The 20,771-nt window shown below is 51.3% G+C and carries 15 protein-coding genes and 1 riboswitch; all 15 genes read left to right on the top strand.

The features are described from left to right. Window positions 1-122: 122 nt before the first annotated feature. On the top strand, window positions 123-587 hold the full coding sequence (locus FYJ51_RS12185) for a hypothetical protein (RefSeq protein WP_154505868.1): 465 nt from the start codon (window positions 123-125) through the stop codon (window positions 585-587). A 432-nt stretch (window positions 588-1,019) separates the two neighbouring features. Beyond that, the gene (locus FYJ51_RS12180; RefSeq protein ID WP_105302781.1) at window positions 1,020-1,286 is read left to right on the top strand and encodes a phosphocarrier protein HPr; all 267 of its coding nucleotides are present in this window, start codon (window positions 1,020-1,022) and stop codon (window positions 1,284-1,286) included. A 71-nt stretch (window positions 1,287-1,357) separates the two neighbouring features. Next, window positions 1,358-3,040, top strand: coding sequence for a phospho-sugar mutase (locus tag FYJ51_RS12175; protein WP_105302782.1), 1,683 nt, complete (start codon window positions 1,358-1,360; stop codon window positions 3,038-3,040). Between the two features lie 68 nt (window positions 3,041-3,108). Further along, window positions 3,109-3,750, top strand: a complete 642-nt coding sequence (locus FYJ51_RS12170; protein WP_105302783.1) for a lysoplasmalogenase — start codon at window positions 3,109-3,111, stop codon at window positions 3,748-3,750. 58 nt (window positions 3,751-3,808) lie between these two features. After that, window positions 3,809-5,710, top strand: coding sequence for a 1,4-alpha-glucan branching protein GlgB (gene glgB, locus FYJ51_RS12165; RefSeq protein ID WP_154505867.1), 1,902 nt, complete (start codon window positions 3,809-3,811; stop codon window positions 5,708-5,710). Then, window positions 5,658-8,060 (top strand): glycogen/starch/alpha-glucan phosphorylase, encoded by a 2,403-nt coding sequence (locus FYJ51_RS12160; protein WP_167836446.1) that lies wholly within the window; start codon window positions 5,658-5,660, stop codon window positions 8,058-8,060. The genes glgB and FYJ51_RS12160 overlap by 53 nt, the downstream gene beginning before the upstream one ends. A 92-nt stretch (window positions 8,061-8,152) precedes the next feature. Beyond that, window positions 8,153-10,282, top strand: coding sequence for a type I pullulanase (gene pulA, locus FYJ51_RS12155; protein ID WP_105302786.1), 2,130 nt, complete (start codon window positions 8,153-8,155; stop codon window positions 10,280-10,282). 52 nt (window positions 10,283-10,334) lie between these two features. Continuing rightward, on the top strand, window positions 10,335-12,257 hold the full coding sequence (locus tag FYJ51_RS12150; protein ID WP_154505866.1) for a DUF885 domain-containing protein: 1,923 nt from the start codon (window positions 10,335-10,337) through the stop codon (window positions 12,255-12,257). After that, on the top strand, window positions 12,241-13,512 hold the full coding sequence (locus tag FYJ51_RS12145) for an alpha/beta hydrolase (protein WP_154505865.1): 1,272 nt from the start codon (window positions 12,241-12,243) through the stop codon (window positions 13,510-13,512). Before FYJ51_RS12150 ends, FYJ51_RS12145 begins: the two co-directional genes overlap by 17 nt. Beyond that, window positions 13,502-14,188: a uracil-DNA glycosylase gene (gene ung, locus FYJ51_RS12140; RefSeq protein ID WP_105302789.1), complete on the top strand. Its 687-nt coding sequence runs from the start codon at window positions 13,502-13,504 to the stop codon at window positions 14,186-14,188. Before FYJ51_RS12145 ends, ung begins: the two co-directional genes overlap by 11 nt. Further along, window positions 14,172-15,380, top strand: a complete 1,209-nt coding sequence (locus tag FYJ51_RS12135) for a bifunctional folylpolyglutamate synthase/dihydrofolate synthase (RefSeq protein ID WP_154505864.1) — start codon at window positions 14,172-14,174, stop codon at window positions 15,378-15,380. Before ung ends, FYJ51_RS12135 begins: the two co-directional genes overlap by 17 nt. Before the next feature lie 27 nt (window positions 15,381-15,407). Then, a riboswitch (Fluoride riboswitch) is annotated at window positions 15,408-15,479 on the top strand. A 52-nt stretch (window positions 15,480-15,531) separates the two neighbouring features. Next, complete coding sequence (locus FYJ51_RS12130; RefSeq protein WP_154505863.1) at window positions 15,532-16,734, top strand: cation:proton antiporter domain-containing protein; 1,203 nt, start codon at window positions 15,532-15,534, stop codon at window positions 16,732-16,734. A gap of 130 nt (window positions 16,735-16,864) precedes the next feature. After that, window positions 16,865-17,998: a glucose-1-phosphate adenylyltransferase gene (locus FYJ51_RS12125; protein WP_105302792.1), complete on the top strand. Its 1,134-nt coding sequence runs from the start codon at window positions 16,865-16,867 to the stop codon at window positions 17,996-17,998. Between the two features lie 14 nt (window positions 17,999-18,012). Next, window positions 18,013-19,125, top strand: a complete 1,113-nt coding sequence (gene glgD, locus FYJ51_RS12120) for a glucose-1-phosphate adenylyltransferase subunit GlgD (RefSeq protein WP_154505862.1) — start codon at window positions 18,013-18,015, stop codon at window positions 19,123-19,125. An 18-nt stretch (window positions 19,126-19,143) separates the two neighbouring features. Continuing rightward, window positions 19,144-20,598, top strand: a complete 1,455-nt coding sequence (gene glgA / locus FYJ51_RS12115) for a glycogen synthase GlgA (RefSeq protein ID WP_105302794.1) — start codon at window positions 19,144-19,146, stop codon at window positions 20,596-20,598. The last annotated feature ends 173 nt before the right edge of the window (window positions 20,599-20,771 follow it).

Below are 20,771 nucleotides of genomic sequence, written 5' to 3'. Positions count from 1 at the left end.
CAATAGTTAAAAGTGCATAGTGGCTTAGACATATTGAAATATGGAGAAGCCAGCGTCTTGAGACGCTGGCTAGCACAATAGGCTTATAGCCTTAGAACAAACCACCCGTTTCACGGGTGGTCATGATTGCAGGAATTCATGGAAAGATGCTTGTCCTGATCGGAAATAATCCTCTCTGTCAGGAGATGGAAAAGAAGATTCATGGACTGACTCCGGAGCAGAAGGTTCTGTTTGGGTTTCAGAGCAGTGCCGGGGTCCGGGAAGAACATGCGGTAAAAATATTCCGGGCAGGAAAGACCGGCCTCACGCTTGGCTATGTGCATCAGAAGCCGGAGGAACCAGATCGGAAGATGCTGGGGCAGGCGCTTGATGGCAGTGGCTTTTGCCTGGAATGGTGCGATGATGTGCTGGGATACCTGTATACGCATGCAGCGTTTGTTCTGCCTTGCGTGTATCTCTGCTATGGGCATGGATGCGATCTGAGAAAAGTCCGGTACGCAGAGATCAGACGCGCGGTTCAGGCAGCCAGGGAGGGATACCGGCTGAGGATGAGAAGTACGATCAGAGCAGGGTATGGGCGATCGTGATGGATCTCATGCTGTATGGCATGGCGAAGACCGGAATCGGAGAATACTGCATTTCTGATCATTGCCGGAATGCAGTCGAAGAGATGGAATGGATGGATCAGTGATTCGCTGCTCTGAAAAAAGATTATCCTGATGCCAGTACCCTGGAATGGGATCGGCTTCGTCAGGAGATGCCTTCCTGGAAGACGCTGCACCAGAGATATTCCGGAAAGTAATGCATATCCTCATCTTCTATAGGTTGTGCAGAAAGAGGCCAGCAGCGGACGCCTCTGTCATAAGGAATGAACAGGTGAGAAACCGGATGTTCCATTGCCCCGGATGGAATGGTTTGCTGTTCTGGTGAGGGATGGCTAAAACACAAGTAAGCGCTTGTAGTTTGCGAACGGGTGAAGTAAAATGATCCTAGAATCGACCAGGAGGAGATAAAAAACTATGAAGCAGATATCTGTAACTGTTGTGGATCCGGTAGGACTTCACGCACGCCCTGCTACTGTTGCAGTCAACGCAGCTAGCAAGTTCAAGAGCGAAGTCAAAGTTGCTTACAAGGGACGTACCGTTAACATGAAGTCCATCATGGGCGTGATGTCACTGGGTATTCCGACACAGTCTGAAATCACCGTCACCTGCGATGGAGATGACGAAGACGTTGCCATCAAGACGATCGAAGAAGTGCTTCGTGCTCAGAAAGTCATTGCTTGATTGACTGAAGCCGTCCGAACAGGAAGATGCCGCTGAGCATCTTCCTTTTTTAAGAAAAGGAGATAATTGCTATGTATCAGGAGGAGTATGAACGCTGGTGTTCTGCTGATCTGAAGGACATCGATCTTTCAAACGAGCTTCGTGAGATCCGCGGAGATGATAATGCAATCAAAGATCGGTTCGCTGCAGCCTTGAAGTTCGGCACTGCCGGACTGCGCGGAACACTCGGAGCCGGCACAAACAGGATGAATATCTGGGTGGTCCGTCAGGCAACGCAGGGCGTGGCAGACTGGGTGAAGACGCAGGGCGGAACGCAGACCGTTGCAATCAGCTATGATTCCCGTCTCAAGGGCTGGACGTTTGCCAGAGATGCGGCCGGGGTACTGGCGGCCAATGGCATCCATGTACGCATTTATGATGAGCTGATGCCAGTTCCGGCATTAAGCTTTGCAACGAGATATTATCACTGCAATGCCGGCATCATGATCACAGCTTCCCATAATCCTGCTCAGTATAATGGCTATAAGGCTTATGGACCGGATGGCTGCCAGATGACTGATGATGCGGCTGGCGTTGTTTATGCACAGATTCAGAAGACGGATGTGCTGACTGGGGCGAAGTATATGTCGTTCCGGGAAGGCGTCGAGAAGGGGCTGATCAGGTTCGTTCAGGATGACTGCATTCAGGCGCTCTATGAGGCAATTGAGTCCCGTCAGGTTCGCCCGGGTCTCTGCCGGACCGCCGGCCTCAAGCTGGTATATTCTCCGCTGAACGGAACCGGTCTGGTCCCGGTAACGCATGTGCTGAGAGATATCGGCATTACGGATATCACCATTGTTCCGGAGCAGGAATACCCGAATGGCTATTTCACAACCTGCCCGTATCCGAATCCGGAGATCCGCGAGGCATTGCAGAAGGGCTTGGAGCTTGCCGAAAAAACGGGAGCTGATCTGATGCTGGCAACGGATCCGGATGCGGATCGCGTAGGCATTGCGATGAAGTGCCCGGATGGTTCCTATGAGCTGGTTTCCGGCAATGAGATGGGCGTGCTGCTGCTGGATTATATCTGTGCTGGCAGAATCGAGAAGGGCACAATGCCTGAGAAGCCGGTTGCGGTGATGTCGATTGTGAGTACGCCGCTGGCGGATAAAGTGGCAGAGCATTATGGCGTAGAGCTTCGCCATACGCTGACTGGCTTCAAGTGGATCGGCGATCAGATCGCACAGCTGGAAGCTGCGGGCGAAACGGATCGCTTCATCTTCGGATTCGAAGAGAGCTATGGATATCTGGCCGGACCGTATGTCCGTGATAAAGATGCAGTAGTCGGAAGTATGCTGATCTGCGAGATGGCGGCGTATTATCGTTCGATCGGTTCTTCGATCAAGCAGCGTCTGGAAGAGATCTATCAGCAGTACGGACGCTATCTGAACAAGGTTGACAGCTATTCGTTCCCGGGTCTTTCCGGCATGGACAAGATGGCTGGCATCATGGAAGATCTGCGGAAGAATCCGCCGGCTGACTTTGCAGGGGATAAGGTCGTCCGGGCAATTGACTACGAGAAGCCGGAAGAAACCGGTCTGCCGAAGGCCAATGTGCTGACGTATCACCTGGAAGATGGGGCAACGGTAGTGGTTCGTCCTTCCGGAACGGAGCCGAAGATCAAGACTTACTTCACGACGCTCGGCAAGACGCTGGCGGAAGCTGAGGCAGAAAAGGAAAAGCTTGCAGAAGCACTGCAGCCGATTCTGAAATAGACAAGAGAGGAACTGTGTAGAGCAGTTCCTTTTTGGTACAATGAAAAGCGAGATTGGCGGGGAAAAGGATGAACAGGGCACTGGCAATGCTTGCAGGAAGCTTTTTTCTGCTGGCAGGGATTTATGACTGCTATGATTCAGAACGGAAAGGCAAGCGCAGGCTGAAACCGTTTCTGATGCCGCTTCTTACAGTGTTCTATGTATCTTCAGCAGATGAAATTTCCCTGCTGGTGACGGCTGGGCTGCTGCTGGGCGGGCTAGGCGATACGCTGCTGATTCATAAGCAGAACAAGAAAGCGCTGCTTGGCGGAACGGCAGCGTTTCTTGCCGGTCATCTCTGTTATGTGCTGCGGTTTCTGCATGATTGCAGATGGGGAATTTTCCCGGAATGGATCATTCCGGTGCTGATTGGATATGCAGGGTATGCGGCGATATTTGCACCGAGACTGCTGAAACATGTGAATAAGAGGCTGAAGCTTCCGGTCATTGCCTATATGATCGGTCTGCTCGCTATGAGCATCCTTGCGTTTCTGAGATTGAGTACCGGGGAAGATCCTGGCCGAGTTCTGGTCTGGCTGGGATCACTATGCTTTGTGGTCTCGGATACGATTCTTTCGTTTTCTATCTTTGCGAAGGGAAGCCATCGCGGAGTCATGGAAACCTATCTTGCTGCACAGGCTCTGATCGCGATTGGCTTTCTTCATGCTTGAATTCCTGCGATATACTTGAATGTAAAGAATATCATCAGAAACGGGAGGGTGCGTAATCATGGATCAGGCACAGATCATTGAAGAATTCCATCAGGGCCGCTGCATCAGGGCATATCAGCTGTTCGGTGCGCATTTTGCCTATGAAGGAGGAGAGGGAGTACGCTTCACGGTTTATGCGCCTCATGCGCATTCAGTCAGTGTGATCGGAAGTTTCAATGACTGGGATGGGAATCGAGACCGCATGACCCGGACCGATTTCAAGGGCGTATGGTCGGTCTTCGTGAAAGGTGTGAAGGAATGGGATTCCTATAAATATCATATCGAAGACAAGAACGGACAATTTCTGGATAAGTCAGATCCGTATGCCTTCTACAGCGAGACTCCTCCGGAGACTGCTTCGAAGGTCTACAGCCTGCATGATCTCTGCTGGAGCGATCAGGAATGGATGAAGCAGAGATCAGTGAATTTCGATCGTCCGGTATCCATCTATGAAGTTTATGCCGGAGGCTGGAAAAAGAACGGGAAATACCCATATACCTATCCGATGATGCAGCAGAATCTGATTCCGTATGTGAAAGAACATGGTTTCACGCATATCGAGATGATGCCGCTGACCGAATATCCGTTCGATGGCTCATGGGGCTATCAGGCAAGCGGCTATTTCAGTGTGACGTCCAGATATGGCAATCCGACCGAGTTCGGAGCGTTTGTCAATGCGTGCCACCAGGCAGGCATCGGCGTGATCATCGATATGGTTCCGGTCCATTTTGTCAGAGATGCCTACGGGCTCAGAAACTTCGATGGTCAGCCGCTGTATGAGTATCAGAAGCGCAGCGACGCAGAGAGCCAATGGGGTACCCTGAACTTCAATCTCTGGAATGAGGAAGTGCGTTCCTTTCTGATCAGCTCGATGATCTTCTGGTGTGAGACGTATCATGTGGATGGAATCCGGATTGATGCGGTTTCCAACATGATCTACTGGGGCGGAAACCGGGATCGGGGTGAGAATTCCGGGGCGATCGATTTCATGAAGCGCATGAATTACTACGTGAAGAAGGAATTTCCTCAGGTCATGATGATTGCGGAGGATTCTTCTGACTATCCGAAAGTGACAGCCAGCACGCTGGATGGGGGACTTGGATTTGATTATAAGTGGGATCTCGGCTGGATGAATGATACGCTGAAGTATTATTCCGAAGATCCAATCTACCGTTCTTATGATCATTCGAAGCTGACGTTCTCAATGGCCTATTTCTACAGCGAGAAGTTTCTGATGCCGCTGAGCCATGATGAGAATGTGCATGGCAAGAAGACGATCATTGACCGGATGTGGGGCAGCTATGATCAGAAGTTCTCGCAGGTGAGAAATCTTTATGCGTATATGTATGCGCATCCAGGCAAGAAGCTGAATTTCATGGGCAATGAGATTGCCAGCTTCCGGGAGTTTGATGAGAAGCGGGAGCTGGACTGGCTGCTGCTGAAGTATCCGAGACACCAGGCTTTTCAGAGATATTTCACTGATCTGAACCGGATTTATCTGGCACATTCGTGCCTGAGCAGGTATGATTATGACTACTGCGGATTCCGCTGGATTGATGCCGATGATGCGGCGCATTCGGTATTCTCGTTCTATCGCGAAGATGAAACGGAGATTCTGGTGTGCGTGCTGAATATGACGCCGGTATCTTATGAGCAATTCACGATCGGGGTTCCGCAGCAGGGATCTTATTCGGAAATTCTGAATTCCGAAAAAGACATTTATGATGGCTGCAACATGTGCAATTTCAGACCGGTAAAGTCCGGAAAGTCGGAAGATCCGAAATGGAGCAGTCAGATCACGATCCGGCTGGCGCCGTTTGCGGCGGTCTGGCTGGTTCATGAAAAGAAAAATAGAATCGAGGGGCATGATGTTTCGAAACAAGCAGGAGTTCAAGAAAGAGTTCAGCCAGAGGCTGATTGAAGCGTATGGCACGACCGTAGATCAGACGCATCCGACCGAGAAGTACCTGGTCTTAGGTGAAATGGTGCGTGACTATGCAAGTGTCAACTGGAAGGATACCAAAGTGGCGGTATCAGAGAATCAGGCCAAGCAGGTGTACTACTTCTCCATGGAGTTTCTGCTCGGCAGAATGCTGACAAGCAATCTCCGGAACCTCGGCATCTATGACATTGTCACCGAGGGACTGGAAGAACTTGGTATCGATTATGAGAACCTGGCTTCCATGGAACGGGATGCAGGACTTGGCAATGGCGGCCTGGGCAGACTGGCAGCGTGCTTCATGGACAGTGCAGCAACAGAGAACCTGCCGGTGAATGGAAACTGCATCCGCTATCAGTGCGGTCTGTTCCGTCAGAGAATTGATGATCAGGGCAACCAGGTAGAAGTTCCGGATATGTGGATGCGGATCGGCAATCCGTGGGAAGTACGCAAGCTGAAGCATTCCGTGGATGTGAAGTTCTGGGGCAATGTGGAAGTCCATGGCGATGAGAATGGCAATCTGCATTTCAATCATGTGAATGCAGAGCATATCCTGGCAGTGCCGTATGATATGCCGATGATCGGGGCAGGCACGAAGATGACCAACACGCTGCGCTTATGGAGTGCAGAAGCAGCGGATGAGTCGCCTTCCTGGATGGATTACCGGGAGTATCTTTCCGAAGTCAATCAGATCTGCCTGAATGTGTATCCGGACGATTCGACTGAAGAAGGAAAGTATCTGCGTCTGAAACAGCAGTACTTCTTTGTCAGCGCAGGCATTGACTCGATCATCAACACCCACCTGAAGCAGTATGATACGCTGGACAATCTTGGCGAGAAGGTCAGCGTGCAGCTGAATGATACGCATCCGGTTCTGGCCATTCCGGAACTGATGCGGGTGCTGATGGATGACTACGGATATTCCTGGGACAGGGCGCAGGCAATCACGATGTCGGTCATGTCCTATACCAATCACACCGTCATGAGCGAGGCACTGGAAAAGTGGCCGGTGGAATATGTGCAGAAGCTGCTGCCGAGAATCTACATGATCATCGATGAGCTCAACAGCAGATACGGGCGTTTCCTGAATGAACGCTATCCGAATCGCCAGGATCTCTGGTACAGCACGCGCATCATCGACAATGGCATGATTCATATGGCCCGTCTGGCGGTCATCATGTCACATGCGGTCAATGGCGTTGCTGAGATTCATACCGGATTGCTGGAGAGCGAGCTGTTCCATGAGTATTACTCCATGTGGCCGGAGAAGTTCACGAACAAGACGAATGGAATCACGCCGCGCAGATGGATGCTTTACAGCAATCCGGAACTGAGAGAGATGCTGAAGAGCCATATCGGCAAGGGGTTCGAAACTGACTTCTCGAAGATTGAGAAGCTCATGAATCATGTCGATGAGCCGAAGCTTCAGGAAGAGTTCCTGCGCGTGAAGCAGAAGCGCAAAGAGATCCTTGCAGCCTACATTCAGAGATCGACCGGCATCATTGTGGATCCTTCTTCGATCTTCGACAGCCAGGCCAAGCGTCTGCATGCATATAAGCGTCAGCTGCTGAATATCATGCATGTCATCTATCTCTATCAGAGAATCAAGAGCGACCGTAATTTCCGGATCTATCCGCATACATTCATCTTCGCGGCCAAGGCAGCTCCTTCCTATGTGTTTGCCAAGAAGGTCATCAAGCTGATCAACTGCGTTTCCAAGGTCGTCAACAGCGATCCGGATGTCAACGGCATGCTGAAGGTGGTATTCCTTCCGAACTACAGCGTTTCGATGAGCGAGGTGCTGATGAATGGCTCAGATGTCAGCGAGCAGATCAGCACAGCGGGCAAGGAAGCCAGCGGCACAGGCAATATGAAGTTCATGATGAATGGTGCAATCACGCTCGGCACCCTGGATGGTGCAACCGTTGAGATCGATCGTCTGGTCGGGCGTGAGAATGATGTGATCTTCGGAATGACGGTAGAGGAAATCGAGAGCTTCCGTCAGACCTACCGGGCAATGGATTATGTCAATGGCGATGAGCGGATCCGGAAGGTTCTGAATACGTTCATCGACGGAACCTGGAATGGCGACCGGGATGATTTCCGGACGATCTATGACGAGCTGCTCATGAAGAATGATGAGTACTTCGTCCTGGCAGATTTTGATTCTTATGTACAGGCACAGGAACAGATCTCTGCCCGCTATCAGGACCGCCATGCCTGGGCAAGAAGCTGCCTGATCAATATTGCGAAGTCCGGCTACTTCTCCAGTGACCGCACGATCTGCCAGTATGCGGATGAAATCTGGAATGTGAAGCCGCTGAAATTCTGATTGCCTAAGCGTATAAATGCATTTATGATAGGAGCGCAGAAAATGTGCTCCTTTTCTGATGGAAAGAAAAGGTGCGCTGGAAAGAGAAAAATATGAGTGTGATCGAAGCGTTCCTGGATGATTATGGAAAGGTTCTGGTGACTGTCAGCAAAATCTTCTATAACGGGAGTGCCAGCGGATTCTATATCACAGATGACTATGGTCTGTATGCAGAATGCGTGATCCGCGGGGTCGAGGAACATGAACGGGAAGTCCGCTATCATCTGACGATTCCGGCAGATCTTCCATTCGGGCGGAACTATTACATCCATGAAGAGCAGGGGCAGTGTGTCGTGCTTCAGAACCGGTTCATTGTCCGCACTGCGCAGTTTGATAAAGAGTTTAATTACAGCGGAGATGATCTTGGTGCAATCTGGACGAGAAACGGGACTTCCTTTGCATTATGGGCACCGACTGCGGTGCGGGTATTTGTGCGCATCGAACATGGCGGCGTGCTGCGGATGGTGCCGATGAAGCGGACGGATCATGGCGTATTCCGGGCTTATGTGTCCGGAGACCTGTCCCAGGCTCTCTATCGATATGTGCTGGAGCGGGATGGAAAAACGGCAGAGTCTCTGGATCCGTATGGGTTCAGCACGTCTGCGAATGGCAGAAATTCTGCGGTGATCAATCTGGCCAGAGTGCTGGATATCCCGGATCCGGGCGTGAAGACGCCGCTGGCAAGTCCGGCCGATGCGGTGATCTATGAGTGCAGTGTCAGAGATATGACCAGCTCGATTCTGAGCAATACGAGAGAACATGGCACATTTAATGCCCTGTGCCAGAGCGGCACCTCCTACCGCGGTCAGCCGACCGGGTTTGACTATCTGTGCAGTCTCGGCATCACGCATGTGCAGCTGCAGCCGGTCATCGATTTCTCGACCGTGGATGAAGAACATCCGGACCGCAATTATAACTGGGGCTATGATCCGGCGCAGATCGTCGGCCTGGAAGGATCTTATACGAAACACCCGGAGGATCCGTATTCCAGAATGATGGGCTTGCGGAAAGTGACGGCAGCGTTCCATGAACACGGGATCCGGGTGATTCTCGATGTCGTGTACAACCATATGTATGACATGGAGCAGAGTGCGCTGAACCGGACGGTGCCGTATTATTTCTTCCGGTATACGGATTCCGGATATCTCTCCAATGGCAGCTACTGCGGCAATGATCTTGACAGTGAACGGCCGATGATGAGGAAGCTATTGATCTATGCCGTGAAGTTCCTGATGAATACGTATGGAGTTGATGGCTTCCGGTTTGATCTGATGGGCATCCTCGATGTGAGCACAATGAATCAGCTGAATCTGGCAGCCCATGCGATCCGCAGCGATGCTTTGATCTATGGCGAGGGCTGGGATATGCCGACCGCCCTCAGCGAAGATCGCAAGGCAAAGATCTACAACCAGCATCAGATGCCAGGCATCGGTCATTTCAATGATACGTTCCGGGATGTGGCAAAAGGCCCGACCAGCGATGACCGCAAGTACGATACGGGCTATCTGACCGGGAATACCGGACTGGCGTTTGAAATGTGCAGTGCATTGACCGGCAATTCTCTGGATCAGCCGTATTTCATGCGCTTTGATTCGCCGATTCAGTCGGTGAATGCTGTGGAGACGCATGATAATGCGACTGCCTGGGACAAGATGCATTTCTGCTGTGGAGAGGAGCCGCGCGAGATCCGTCTGAAGCGTCAGAAGATGATGATCCTGGCGACGATGTGCGCCCAGGGCATTCCGTTCCTGCATGCAGGGATGGAATTCTGCGGCACGAAGAAAGACTGTTCGAATTCCTATAATGCCGGCGATGAGATCAATGGCATGAACTGGGAGAGAATGATCTTCAATGAAGACCTTGTGGAATATACGCGGAAAGCGATTTCCCTGCGCAGGAGCTGGAAGGCTTTCCGGCTCAGCACACGGGCAGAAGTGGAGCAGTGCGTGCATTTCTCGATCGCAGATGAGTCGGTGATCTTCTATGACATCGATATTGCGGATGAAGCACACCATTCAGCCGGGATCCGGGTGATTCTGAATCCTTCTTCCTCTGATCGGGAATACCGGTTTGATGAGCCGTGGCAGATCGTGTTCGGAGCAGATGGCGAATGTCTTTCAGTATATTCCAATGAGGTTTTCCTTCCGGCTTACACGATCTTCGTGTGCTCCCGGCGCCATTGATGGCCTGTAAGGAGATACGGCTGGGGTATAATGAATCAGTAAGGAGTTTACTATGAAACAGATGCTGAAACAGATGCTTCATGCAGTATGTGCTGCAGCCGTTGCGGCAGCAGTGATTTCTCCTGCCAGCGTGATGGCAGAAGAGAATACCGGCAATGCCGACTTTGATGAATTCCTGAATCAGGAATTCGTGCAGGCAATGGAAGATGATTATCTGACCATGCATTATACGATCCGTGACTACGAAAGTGCCGGGATCACGAAACCGGATCCGGTCATGACGGATCAGTCTCTGCAGTCGTATCAGGATGCGGTGGATGAGGCGAATGCTTCCCTGGAGAAGCTGAAGGCATTTGACTATGATTCGCTGAGTGCAGAACAGCAGGTAGACTATCAGGTCTATGAGACGTATCTCGAGAATATCGCTGCTATGAATTCCTATCCGATGCTGGATCAGCTTTTCAATCCTTCGTTCGGAATCCAGGAGAATCTGCTGACGAATTTCACGGAGTTCATCTTCTATGACAAGCAGGATGTCGAAGACTATCTGAGTGTTCTGAAGAGTGTTCCGGATTGCCTCGAGCAGTGCCTGGACATCACGAAGCGGCAGGCAGCTACCGGCTATTTCCTGACGGATTCCCAGCTGGATGACACCGAAGATTCCATTGCCAAGTTCACGGAGAAGAAGGATGACAATCAGCTGATTGTCATCTTCGATGAAGATATCGATGCGCTTAATTTCCTGAGTGATGACGAGAAGGCTTCCTACAAGGAACAGAACAAGGACATCGTGCTGAATCAGTTCATCCCTGCCTACGATCATGTCAGCGAAGAACTGGAGAAGCTGCGCGGTTCTGCGAACTATGAGGGCGGCCTCTGCAACTATGAGGATGGCGGCAGCGACTATTACCAGGCACTGGTGCGCTATAAGACAAGCAGCGATGACAGCATTCAGGATCTGCTGGATCAGTGCACGGATTTCCTGAGCCAGGTCATCTACCAGTACATCGATCTGATGCGCAGCAGCGATCTCGATTCGGCGGAGCAGGAAACGGTCGGCATGGATACGCCGGAAGAGATCCTGTCCTACCTGCAGAGCATTCTGGGCAAGTCTTATCCGCAAGGACCTGATGTCACGTATACGGCAAGCTATCTGGATCCGTCGGTGGCCAATGATTCCGTGGTGGCATACTACATGCAGCCGCCGATTGATGACATTACCGATAATGTCATCAAGATCAATGGCGACAATGTCAGCGATGAGAATGAACTTTATTCCACGCTTGCTCATGAAGGCTTCGGCGGTCATCTTTATCAGATCACATGGTTCCTCAATACGAATCCGAGCCGGATCCGCAGTGTATGTTCCAATTCGGGCTATACCGAAGGCTGGGGCATGTATGCAGAGATTGTGGCGCTGTCCAATGCGCCGCAGCTGAGCGATGCTGCAATCGAGAATCTGCAGATCAATACGTCGCTTGGCTATGTGCTGGATGCGGCAGCCGACCTGGCCGTGAACGGACTTGGCTATTCCGTGGATGATGTGGCAGAATACCTTGATTCTCTCGGTCTCAATTCTGCAAATGCAGAGTCTCTCTATGACTTTGTCATCAGCCAGCCGGGCACGATTCTGCCGTATGGCATCGGCCTGATGAAGTTCCTGAATCTGAGAGAGGATGCCAAGGAAGCACTTGGCAGCAAGTTTGATCTCAAGGAATTCAATACCGTGTTATTGACGGGCGGCAATCGTCCGTTCTCCATGGTGGAAGCAGATGTGAATGAATGGGTGAAAGAACAGGGCGGCAGTGCTCTGGACTTCTCCAGCACCAGCGCTCCTGCTTCCTCGGCGCCTGCGGTTTCCGGAAACAGTGGTCCTTCGTTCCCGACCATCGCAGTGATTGTGATTCTTGCAGCAGCTGCCGTGATTGCAGCAGTAGTGAAGAGGCGCGTTTCGCGGCATGATCCGCTTCAGTAAACTGCTGATCTCCATTCTGTGTCTGGCCGTCCTGTTTTCCGGCTGTTCGGCGGCAGAGGAGTCTGCGGCTGAGCAGACTTATGCCTCTGTGCGTTCAATGGCAGAAGCAGTATCCAGTGCAGTGACTCAGAAAGACTGGAAGACTCTTTCCGGTCTTTTTGCGCGCAGTTCCGAACAGAGTCATCGTGCAAAAGACCTCAAAGCACTCTGGGCAGAACAGACTTCGGAAGATCCGGGTGAATGTCTGGCAGAGGGAGTTGTATTTGAAGACGATCGCAAAGGCGGAGAACTGCTCTTCTTGGCCGGAGACCAGGAAGTGCAGGCAGACTTCCGGCTTGCGGAGTCCGGAAAGATCAGTTCTTTGCAGTTCTTTCTCCGTTCAGAAGATCCGGTTCTCGAGTCTTCAGATACGTGGACGGAGACGGCTGTTTCCTTCGGAAAGGAAGTATCTATGAGAGGTGTTCTGACGCTGCCGAAGGATGTCGAATCTCCTCCGGTTGCGATCCTGATGCCGGAGGGCATGAAGGAGTCGTGCAATCGTTCCGGAAATGATGACAGCTTCCGGAAAGACTTTGCCCATGCATTAGCAGAAGCAGGCATAGCCAGCGTCAGATGGAATACGCGCCTTGAAGAAGATCCGTATCTGATTCAGGACTCCTCGGAGTATTCCCTGAACCGCATCCTGCTGGAAGACTTTGCCAGCGTGGTGCACAGCCTGGAACGATATCCGGTCAATGCGGCAGATATCATCTATATCGGTCTGGGTACCGGAGGTTCGCTTGGCTACTACCTCGTGAATTCTCATTTCGAGATAACCGGTGGACTCGTATTGCTGAATGCGCCATATGAAGAAGATGGCATCTCGCTGCTTTCCAGGGCAGAAGAACTGAATATCTCTGCGGATGAGGTGAAGTATTCCATTGCGGCAGAACCTGAAATTGATCCGATGATCGGCGGATATCCGTTAACGTACTGGAAAGACTGGAATACGTCCGGGGCATTGAACTATACCCCGAAGGTATCCATGCCCATTGCGATTCTGCAGGGTGAAGCAGATACGATCACGAAATTCTCTTCGGACTATGAGTCGTGGAAGAGTCAGAAGGGATCCAATGTCTCGATGAAGAGCTATCCGGGTCTCGGCCATTATCTGAGAGAAACAGATGGTTCGATCTCTGCGGATGTCGTGAATGATATTGTCCGCTGGCATCAGGGAGAAGATATAGAGAAAGAAGGGGAAGAGGATGATTCATAATCACTGGTATCCCTGGCTGCAGGAAGAATGGCAGCAACCGTATTTCAAGAAGCTTGCAGCGTTTGTGCATGAGCAGTATCAGACGAAACACATCTATCCGCCCAAGCAGCTCGTGTTCAGCGCATTTGAACACTGCGACTATCCGGATATCAAGGTTGTGATTCTCGGTCAGGATCCATACCATCAGCCTGGTCAGGCGCATGGTATGTGTTTCTCGGTAAGACCTGGAGTTGCAGTGCCTCCTTCTCTGCAGAATATCTATAAGGAACTTCAAGATGATGTCGGCTGCCGGATTCCGGATAACGGATATCTGATGCCCTGGGCTGAACAGGGCGTCTTCCTGCTCAACACGGTCATGACCGTTGAGGAGTCCAGACCGAACAGCCATGCCGGACAGGGATGGGAAATCTTCACGGACCATGCGATCCAGAAGATCAATGAACGGGAACAGCCGGTTGTATTCCTGTTATGGGGAAGAAATGCCCGCAGCAAATCCTCCATGATCGATCATTCAAAGCATCTGGTTCTGGAAGCTGCGCATCCTTCTCCGCTCAGTGCATATCATGGGTTCTTCGGCTGCCGGCATTTTTCGAAAGCCAATGCTTTCCTGGAGGAACACGGGATGAAGCCGATTGACTGGCAGATCCCGGATCTCAATCATGTTTCAGGACATTGATGAAGCAGTAGAATGGATCACCGCAAGACACTTTCCTTCGAGAGGCTTCTCTGCATTTGAGCACGTCATGGCCTCCTTGGGCAATCCGCAGGATTCGTTCCGCTCCGTGCATGTGGCAGGAACGAATGGAAAAGGCAGCACATGCTGCTATCTCAGAGACTTGCTGCATACGAAGTATCCGAAAGTCGGATTCTTTACGTCTCCGCATCTTGTGGCACATCAGGATCGGATCCGCATCAATGATGCATGGATTCCGGATGAGACGTTTCTGAGACTTCTGAATGAGCACCTTGCATGCATAGAAGAGAACGCCCTCAACATGTTCGAGATCGATATGCTGCTGAGTGCGTTCTGGTTCCAGGAAGAACAGGTGGGCATTGCCGTATATGAAACGGGGCTTGGTGGAAGACTGGATCCGACCACGACGCTGCATCATCCTGATCTCTGCATCATCACGACGATCGGCTTTGATCATATGGCGTTATTAGGCAATACGCTTGCGGCAATTGCAGGGGAAAAGGCAGGCATCATCATGCCGCATTCCGAAGTGCTTACAGGATATCTGAAGCCGGAGGCAGAAGCAGTCATTGTGGCAGAAACAGAAAAGCAGAAAGGAACTCTGCATCGCCTGGAATCATATGAAGACCTCGGTCCTCAGAAGTTCTGCTTTGAGGGAACAGAGTATTCTTTAAAAGCACTTCCGGAGTATCAGAAAGCAAATGCTTCGCTTGCCTTGAAGGCAGCAGAACTGGTTGGCATTGAGATTCATTCTGATTCTGCAATCCAGTCTGTGCATGACAGTGTCTGGCCAGGCAGATTTGAAGCAGTGCACCAGCATCCGCTTGTCATCCTCGATGGGGCGCATAATACCGAAGGCATGCAGGCACTGACAGAATCGATGAGATATCTGCCGCATCCTTGCATTGCGGTATTCTCTGCACTGAAGGATAAGCAGGGACCGGAGATGGAAGCGATGCTGAGAAAGGCGTGTGATGAGGTGATCGTCACGCAGTTTGAAAATACGAGAGCAGATACTGCCGAACATCTGGCAGACTCTGAAGCAGAGATTGTCATGGACTGGAAAGAGGCCGTGCAGAAGGGAATGGAACTGGCTGGAGAGCATGGATGCACTTTGGTCTGCGGATCGCTGTATCTGATCAGTCTGGTGCGGAAATTGTTTGTTTCTGATTGACGAGGGAATCCTGTCGACGTAGAATCTGAACCATCAGGGAATGAAGTCTCCCTGGGAGTGATCCCGAACTGCTGATGAGCTGATGACTTCTGTGCGGTTTTTCCGCATGGAAAGCATCAGCTTTTTATGCGGCTATGAAAGGAGAAATCATATGATGCTGAGTTTATCACTGCTGCTTCTGACTGGTCTTCTGTTCGGGTGGGGATGCAGGAAGGTTCATCTTCCATCCGTCCCCGGCTATCTGCTTGCCGGAATTGTGCTTGGTCCGCAGGTATCGAATCTATTGAGTTCCGATCTGCTTTCGATCGGCAGCGATCTTCGGGAGATTGCATTGATCATCATTCTTGCCAAGGCAGGTCTTTCATTAGACAGTGCGGTTCTGAAGCGGATCGGAAGGCCAGCAGCTTTGCTGTGTTTTCTGCCGGCAACGTGTGAGATTCTTGCGTTCGTCTTCCTTGCGCCGATGGTGCTCGGGGTCACGCGGGCAGAGGGTGCCCTCATGGGAGCAGTGATGGGTGCGGTATCGCCTGCGGTAGTAGTGCCGGCGATGAGCCGCATGATGGACGAACGATACGGAACGGCTAAAGGCATTCCGCAGATGATCATTGCCGGGTCTTCTGCAGATGATGTCTATGTGATCGTCCTGTTTTCTGCATTTCTTTCGATGGTGAGCGGCGGTTCTGTTTCAGCTGCTTCCTTTCTGGAGATTCCGGAGVCGATCATTCTCGGCATTCTTGCAGGGGGTGTCTGCGGGGTTTTGCTGGATCTTGTGTTCCGGATGGCGCATCCGGATGGTTCGCTGCAGATCATTCTGGTGCTCGCTGCATCTTTTCTATTGCAGGGGATGGAGGAACTGCTGAAGGGAACGGTTTTTGTTTCAGGACTTCTCGCCGTCATCAGCATGTGCATGGTTCTCAGAAAACAGGATGTTTCTTCGGCTGAAGAAATGAGCCGAGGTCTCGGGAAACTCTGGAATGGGGCCCAGATCTTCCTGTTTGTCCTGGTCGGGGCAGAGGCGAAGATTTCTTCCGTGCTTTCTGCTGGTGCAGGCATGATCCTCATGCTTGCGATCGGCTTGGTTTTCCGCTCAGCAGGTACCCTGGTTTCTGTTTCGGGAACGGATCTTTCTGCGCGGGAGAGGAGTTTTACAGTGATTGCAGAGCTGCCGAAAGCCACCGTGCAGGCGGCGATTGGCTCGATTCCGCTTTCGATGGGTCTGGCCTGCGGAGATCAGGTCCTGACGCTTTCGGTGCTGGCGATTCTGATTACCGCACCGCTTGGTTCTGTGCTGATCAGCAGCACGTATCAGAGACTCTGCACGCATGACGTTCGGACAGCTGGGGAAATGCTGTGAACCGGGAAGATTGCGGCGGTTTCGTCAGATTTCCGCTTTCGGGGCCCCATGGAACTGAACGATGGTATATAATGAGACTGAATCAAGGGGAGAGCAGCCCCTAATACCATTCAGGAGGCATAATTACACTATGAGAGCAAACACGATGGTGGCCATGATTCTTGCAGGAGGAAGGGGATCCCGCCTGCATGAACTGACCAAGAAAGTCGCGAAGCCTGCTGTCCATTTCGGCGGCAAGTACCGGATTATCGACTTTCCGCTCAGCAACTGCGCGAACTCTGACATCAATACAGTCGGCGTGCTGACTCAGTATGAGTCTGTGCTGCTGAATTCTTATGTTGCAAGAGATCATTACTGGGGACTTGATACCAATGATGGCGGTGTCTATGTTCTGACGCCGCGTGAGAAGGATGCGCAGAACTTTGAGGTATACCGCGGTACCGCAGATGCGATTACGGCGAACCTGGATTTCCTGGATTCGATGAATCCGGAATATATCCTTGTTCTGTCTGGTGACCATATCTACAAGATGAATTACGACAAGATGCTGGACTACCACAAGGAGAAGCAGGCAGATGCGACGATTGCGGTTCGTGAGGTCCCGTTAAAGGAAGCAAGCCGCTTCGGCATCATGAACTGCGACAAGGATGACATGATCGTCGAGTTCGAAGAGAAGCCGGCTCATCCGAAGAGCAACCTTGCCTCGATGGGCATCTATATCTTCACGTACAAGACACTGCGGAAGTATCTGGTTGCGGATGCGAAGAATCCTGACAGCAATCATGATTTCGGCAAGGATATCATTCCGGGCTATCTGCGTGACAAGAGACGGCTGACGGCTTACCGATTCAAGGGATACTGGAAGGATGTAGGAACCGTGGATTCGCTGTGGGAAGCGAATATGGACCTGCTGAAAGACAATAATGAGCTGGATCTCGGCGATTCCAACTGGAAGATCTATACCGAAGATGTCAATGCGATTCCGCAGTTCATCGGACCGGAAGCTATGATTTCCAATTGCTATATCACGCAAGGAAGCGTCATTCTCGGCGAAGCGAGGAATTCGGTGATCGGTACCAACTGCAGCATCGGCAAGGGTGCCAAGGTCATCGATTCCGTCATTCAGCCAGGCGCTAGAATCGGCGAAGGCGCAGTGGTTACCCGCTGCATCGTTGCAGATGATGTGGAAATCGCCCCGGGTGCAGTCGTAGGCGATAAGAACAGCGAGCATATCGAGCTCGTCGCAAGCAAGTTCGTGGAGTAAGAGGGGGTAAAGATATGCGCGCACTGGGTATCATCAGTTTCGAAGACAATACAGCCACCATTCAGGGACTTGGCGATTACCGCCCGGTACCGGCCATTGCATTCATGGGCCGCTATCGGATCATCGACTTCATTCTCAGCAACATGACGAACAGCGGCATTGACAATGTGCAGGTCTACTGCAAGGAGAAACCGCGCAACCTGATCGAGCATCTCGGCGATGGCAGCCACTACAACATCAATTCCAAGCGCGGAAAGCTGCGGATCCTGTATGGAGAGAAAACGTTCTCTTCCGAGGCTTATAACCACGATGTCGCAAACTACATGCTGAACATGCAGTACATCGAAGAAGACCCGAATCCGTATGTGGTCATTGCCCCGAGCTACTTTGTATACAGCCTGGATTTCAATGAAGTGCTGAAGCAGCACATCAATTCCAAGGCAGATGTCACGGTGCTCTATACCGCAACTAACCGCGGCAAGGAATCATTCCTCGGCTGCGATACGCTGAACCTGGATAAGGTGAAGACGGTCATGGGCTTTGAGAAGAACCGCGGCAAGAGAAAGAACATCAACGTTTCGATGGAAGCGTATGTGATGACTAAGAAGCTGTTCATTGATCTGGTCAAGAAGGCTGCCGACACTTCCAGCCTGTACTGGTTCAAGGACATCCTGGCTGATTCGGTTTCCGAACTGGATATGAGAGGCTATCAGGTCAGAGGCTATGTCGGCTGCCTGAACAGCCTGGAAGAGTATTTCCGCATTTCCATGGAACTGAGAGATTACAAGACAGCTCAGCAGCTGTTCCGTTCGGGCTGGCCGATCTATACGCAGACCAATGATTCCTGCCCGACCAAATATACCGAGAATGCCGAAGTGCATGATTCGGTTGTCGCAAACGGAGCAGTGATTGACGGCAAGGTCGAGAAGTCTCTGATCAGCCGCAATGTCACCATCTGCAAGGGCGCTGAAGTAGAGAACTGCATTATTCTTCCGGGTGCTTACATCGGTGAGAATGCCAAGCTGGATCATGTGATAGTGGACAAGTATGCGATTGTCCACCATGTCAAGAAACTGGCTGGCACGGATGCTGCACCGGTTTATGTGAAACGCAGAGATCGAATCTGACAGAAGGAGAAGGATCCAATGGGAAGATCAATTCTATTCGCAGCAGGGGAAGGACTTCCGTTCATCAAGACCGGAGGCCTCGCAGATGTCATCGGCAGTCTGCCGAAGGCATTGGCGAAGCGCGGACATGACGTGCGGGTAGTGCTGCCGCTCTATAAGAAGATCATCGAGAAGTATTACGATCAGCTGGAACGGCTCGGAACAATCCAGGTTCATTCCGGATGGATCGACCAGCCGGCTACGTATTACAAGGCAGAAGTGGACGGAGTGGTCTATTATTTCATCGAGCACCAGGGATACTTTGAGCGTGACGGCTTGTATGGATATGAAGATGACGGTGAGCGGTTTGCATTCTTCCAGCGGGCAGCTCTTGATATGATCTACTTCATCAACTGGTGGCCGAACATCATCCATTCCAATGACTGGCAGACCGGAATGATTCCGCTGCTCTGCCATGCATGCTACGCGGATGATCAGCGCTATCAGGCTATCAAGCATGTATATACGATCCATAATCTTGCCTTCCAGGGAAATTTCGGAGTAGACATGCTGCCAAGCTGCCTGGGCCTTGACTACTATTACTTCGACAATGGTTCCATCAAGTTTGACAGCGGCATTTCTTTCATGAAAGCTGGCATCGTCTATGCAGACAAGATCACGACCGTTTCGCCGACCTATGCCAATGAGATTCTCTCTGAGTCTTATGGCGAACGTATGGATTCCATCCTGAGATACCGCAGAGAAGATCTCTGGGGCATCGTCAACGGAATTGATACTACTGTATGGAATCCGAAGACTGATCCGCGTCTGACGAAGAACTATGATCTTCGTACGTATGTCTCCGGCAAGAAGGCAAATAAACTTGCCCTGCAGGAAGAACTCGGACTCAAGGTCACCAATGATGTCTGTGTCATCGGCCTTGTCTCCCGTCTGACTAACCAGAAAGGGGTCTATCTCATTACTGAGAAGCTCCGTGAGATTCTGGATATGGACGTTCAGTTCATCGTTCTAGGAACGGGAGAGCAGAATGCTGAGAATGCGTTCAAATGGATGGAGAGCGAGTACAAGGGCAAGGCAGTCTATTACTGCGGCTATAACGAAGATCTTGCCCATCGCATTTATGCTGGTGCAGATCTGTTCCTGATGCCTTCGCTCTATGAGCCTTGCGGCATCGGTCAGCTGATCGCCATGCATTACGGCACGCTGCCATTAGTCCGTGAAACCGGCGGCCTCAAAGATACGGTACACCCATATAACCAGTACACCGGCGAGGGCAACGGCTTCAGTTTCTGGGCGGCAAATGCCGATGACATGGTCTATACGCTGCATTGGGCAGTCGAACAGTACTACAATAACAAGCCAGGCTGGAAGGGCCTCATCAAGAGTGCCATGACCACGGATGTCAGCTGGGAACAGTCTGCTGGCATCTATGAAGAACTGTACTATCAGCTCTGCAACTGGCCGGATAACTGAGAAGAAATGAAAGAGCACCTGCATGCTGAAGTTCACTTCATGCAGATGCTCTTTTTAGTACACCCGACATGGGTGATAACTCGAGGGTGAAAGTCCCTTGCGCATGTATAGCGGCATGATTCAAAGCGCTAGCCAAAGGCAACGTGGACATCGTGAGGTGTCAACGGAAGGAA

The organism is Stecheria intestinalis (assembly GCF_009696165.1).
Classification (GTDB): Bacteria; Bacillota_I; Bacilli_A; order Erysipelotrichales; family Erysipelotrichaceae; genus Bulleidia; species Bulleidia intestinalis.
This window is presented reverse-complemented; position numbering and strand designations above follow the sequence as displayed.

What these genes read in the sequence shown, in the direction of transcription:
- FYJ51_RS12175 (WP_105302782.1), top strand. Translation starts at nt 1,358, where the DNA reads ATGTATCAGGAGGAGTATGAACGCTGGTGTTCTGCTGATCTGAAGGAC.
- FYJ51_RS12185 (WP_154505868.1), top strand. Translation starts at nt 123, where the DNA reads ATGATTGCAGGAATTCATGGAAAGATGCTTGTCCTGATCGGAAATAAT.
- pulA (WP_105302786.1), top strand. Translation starts at nt 8,153, where the DNA reads ATGAGTGTGATCGAAGCGTTCCTGGATGATTATGGAAAGGTTCTGGTG.
- glgB (WP_154505867.1), top strand. Translation starts at nt 3,809, where the DNA reads ATGGATCAGGCACAGATCATTGAAGAATTCCATCAGGGCCGCTGCATC.
- glgA (WP_105302794.1), top strand. Translation starts at nt 19,144, where the DNA reads ATGGGAAGATCAATTCTATTCGCAGCAGGGGAAGGACTTCCGTTCATC.
- FYJ51_RS12150 (WP_154505866.1), top strand. Translation starts at nt 10,335, where the DNA reads ATGAAACAGATGCTGAAACAGATGCTTCATGCAGTATGTGCTGCAGCC.
- FYJ51_RS12160 (WP_167836446.1), top strand. Translation starts at nt 5,658, where the DNA reads ATGTTTCGAAACAAGCAGGAGTTCAAGAAAGAGTTCAGCCAGAGGCTG.
- glgD (WP_154505862.1), top strand. Translation starts at nt 18,013, where the DNA reads ATGCGCGCACTGGGTATCATCAGTTTCGAAGACAATACAGCCACCATT.
- FYJ51_RS12145 (WP_154505865.1), top strand. Translation starts at nt 12,241, where the DNA reads ATGATCCGCTTCAGTAAACTGCTGATCTCCATTCTGTGTCTGGCCGTC.
- FYJ51_RS12170 (WP_105302783.1), top strand. Translation starts at nt 3,109, where the DNA reads ATGAACAGGGCACTGGCAATGCTTGCAGGAAGCTTTTTTCTGCTGGCA.
- ung (WP_105302789.1), top strand. Translation starts at nt 13,502, where the DNA reads ATGATTCATAATCACTGGTATCCCTGGCTGCAGGAAGAATGGCAGCAA.
- FYJ51_RS12125 (WP_105302792.1), top strand. Translation starts at nt 16,865, where the DNA reads ATGAGAGCAAACACGATGGTGGCCATGATTCTTGCAGGAGGAAGGGGA.
- FYJ51_RS12135 (WP_154505864.1), top strand. Translation starts at nt 14,172, where the DNA reads ATGTTTCAGGACATTGATGAAGCAGTAGAATGGATCACCGCAAGACAC.
- FYJ51_RS12180 (WP_105302781.1), top strand. Translation starts at nt 1,020, where the DNA reads ATGAAGCAGATATCTGTAACTGTTGTGGATCCGGTAGGACTTCACGCA.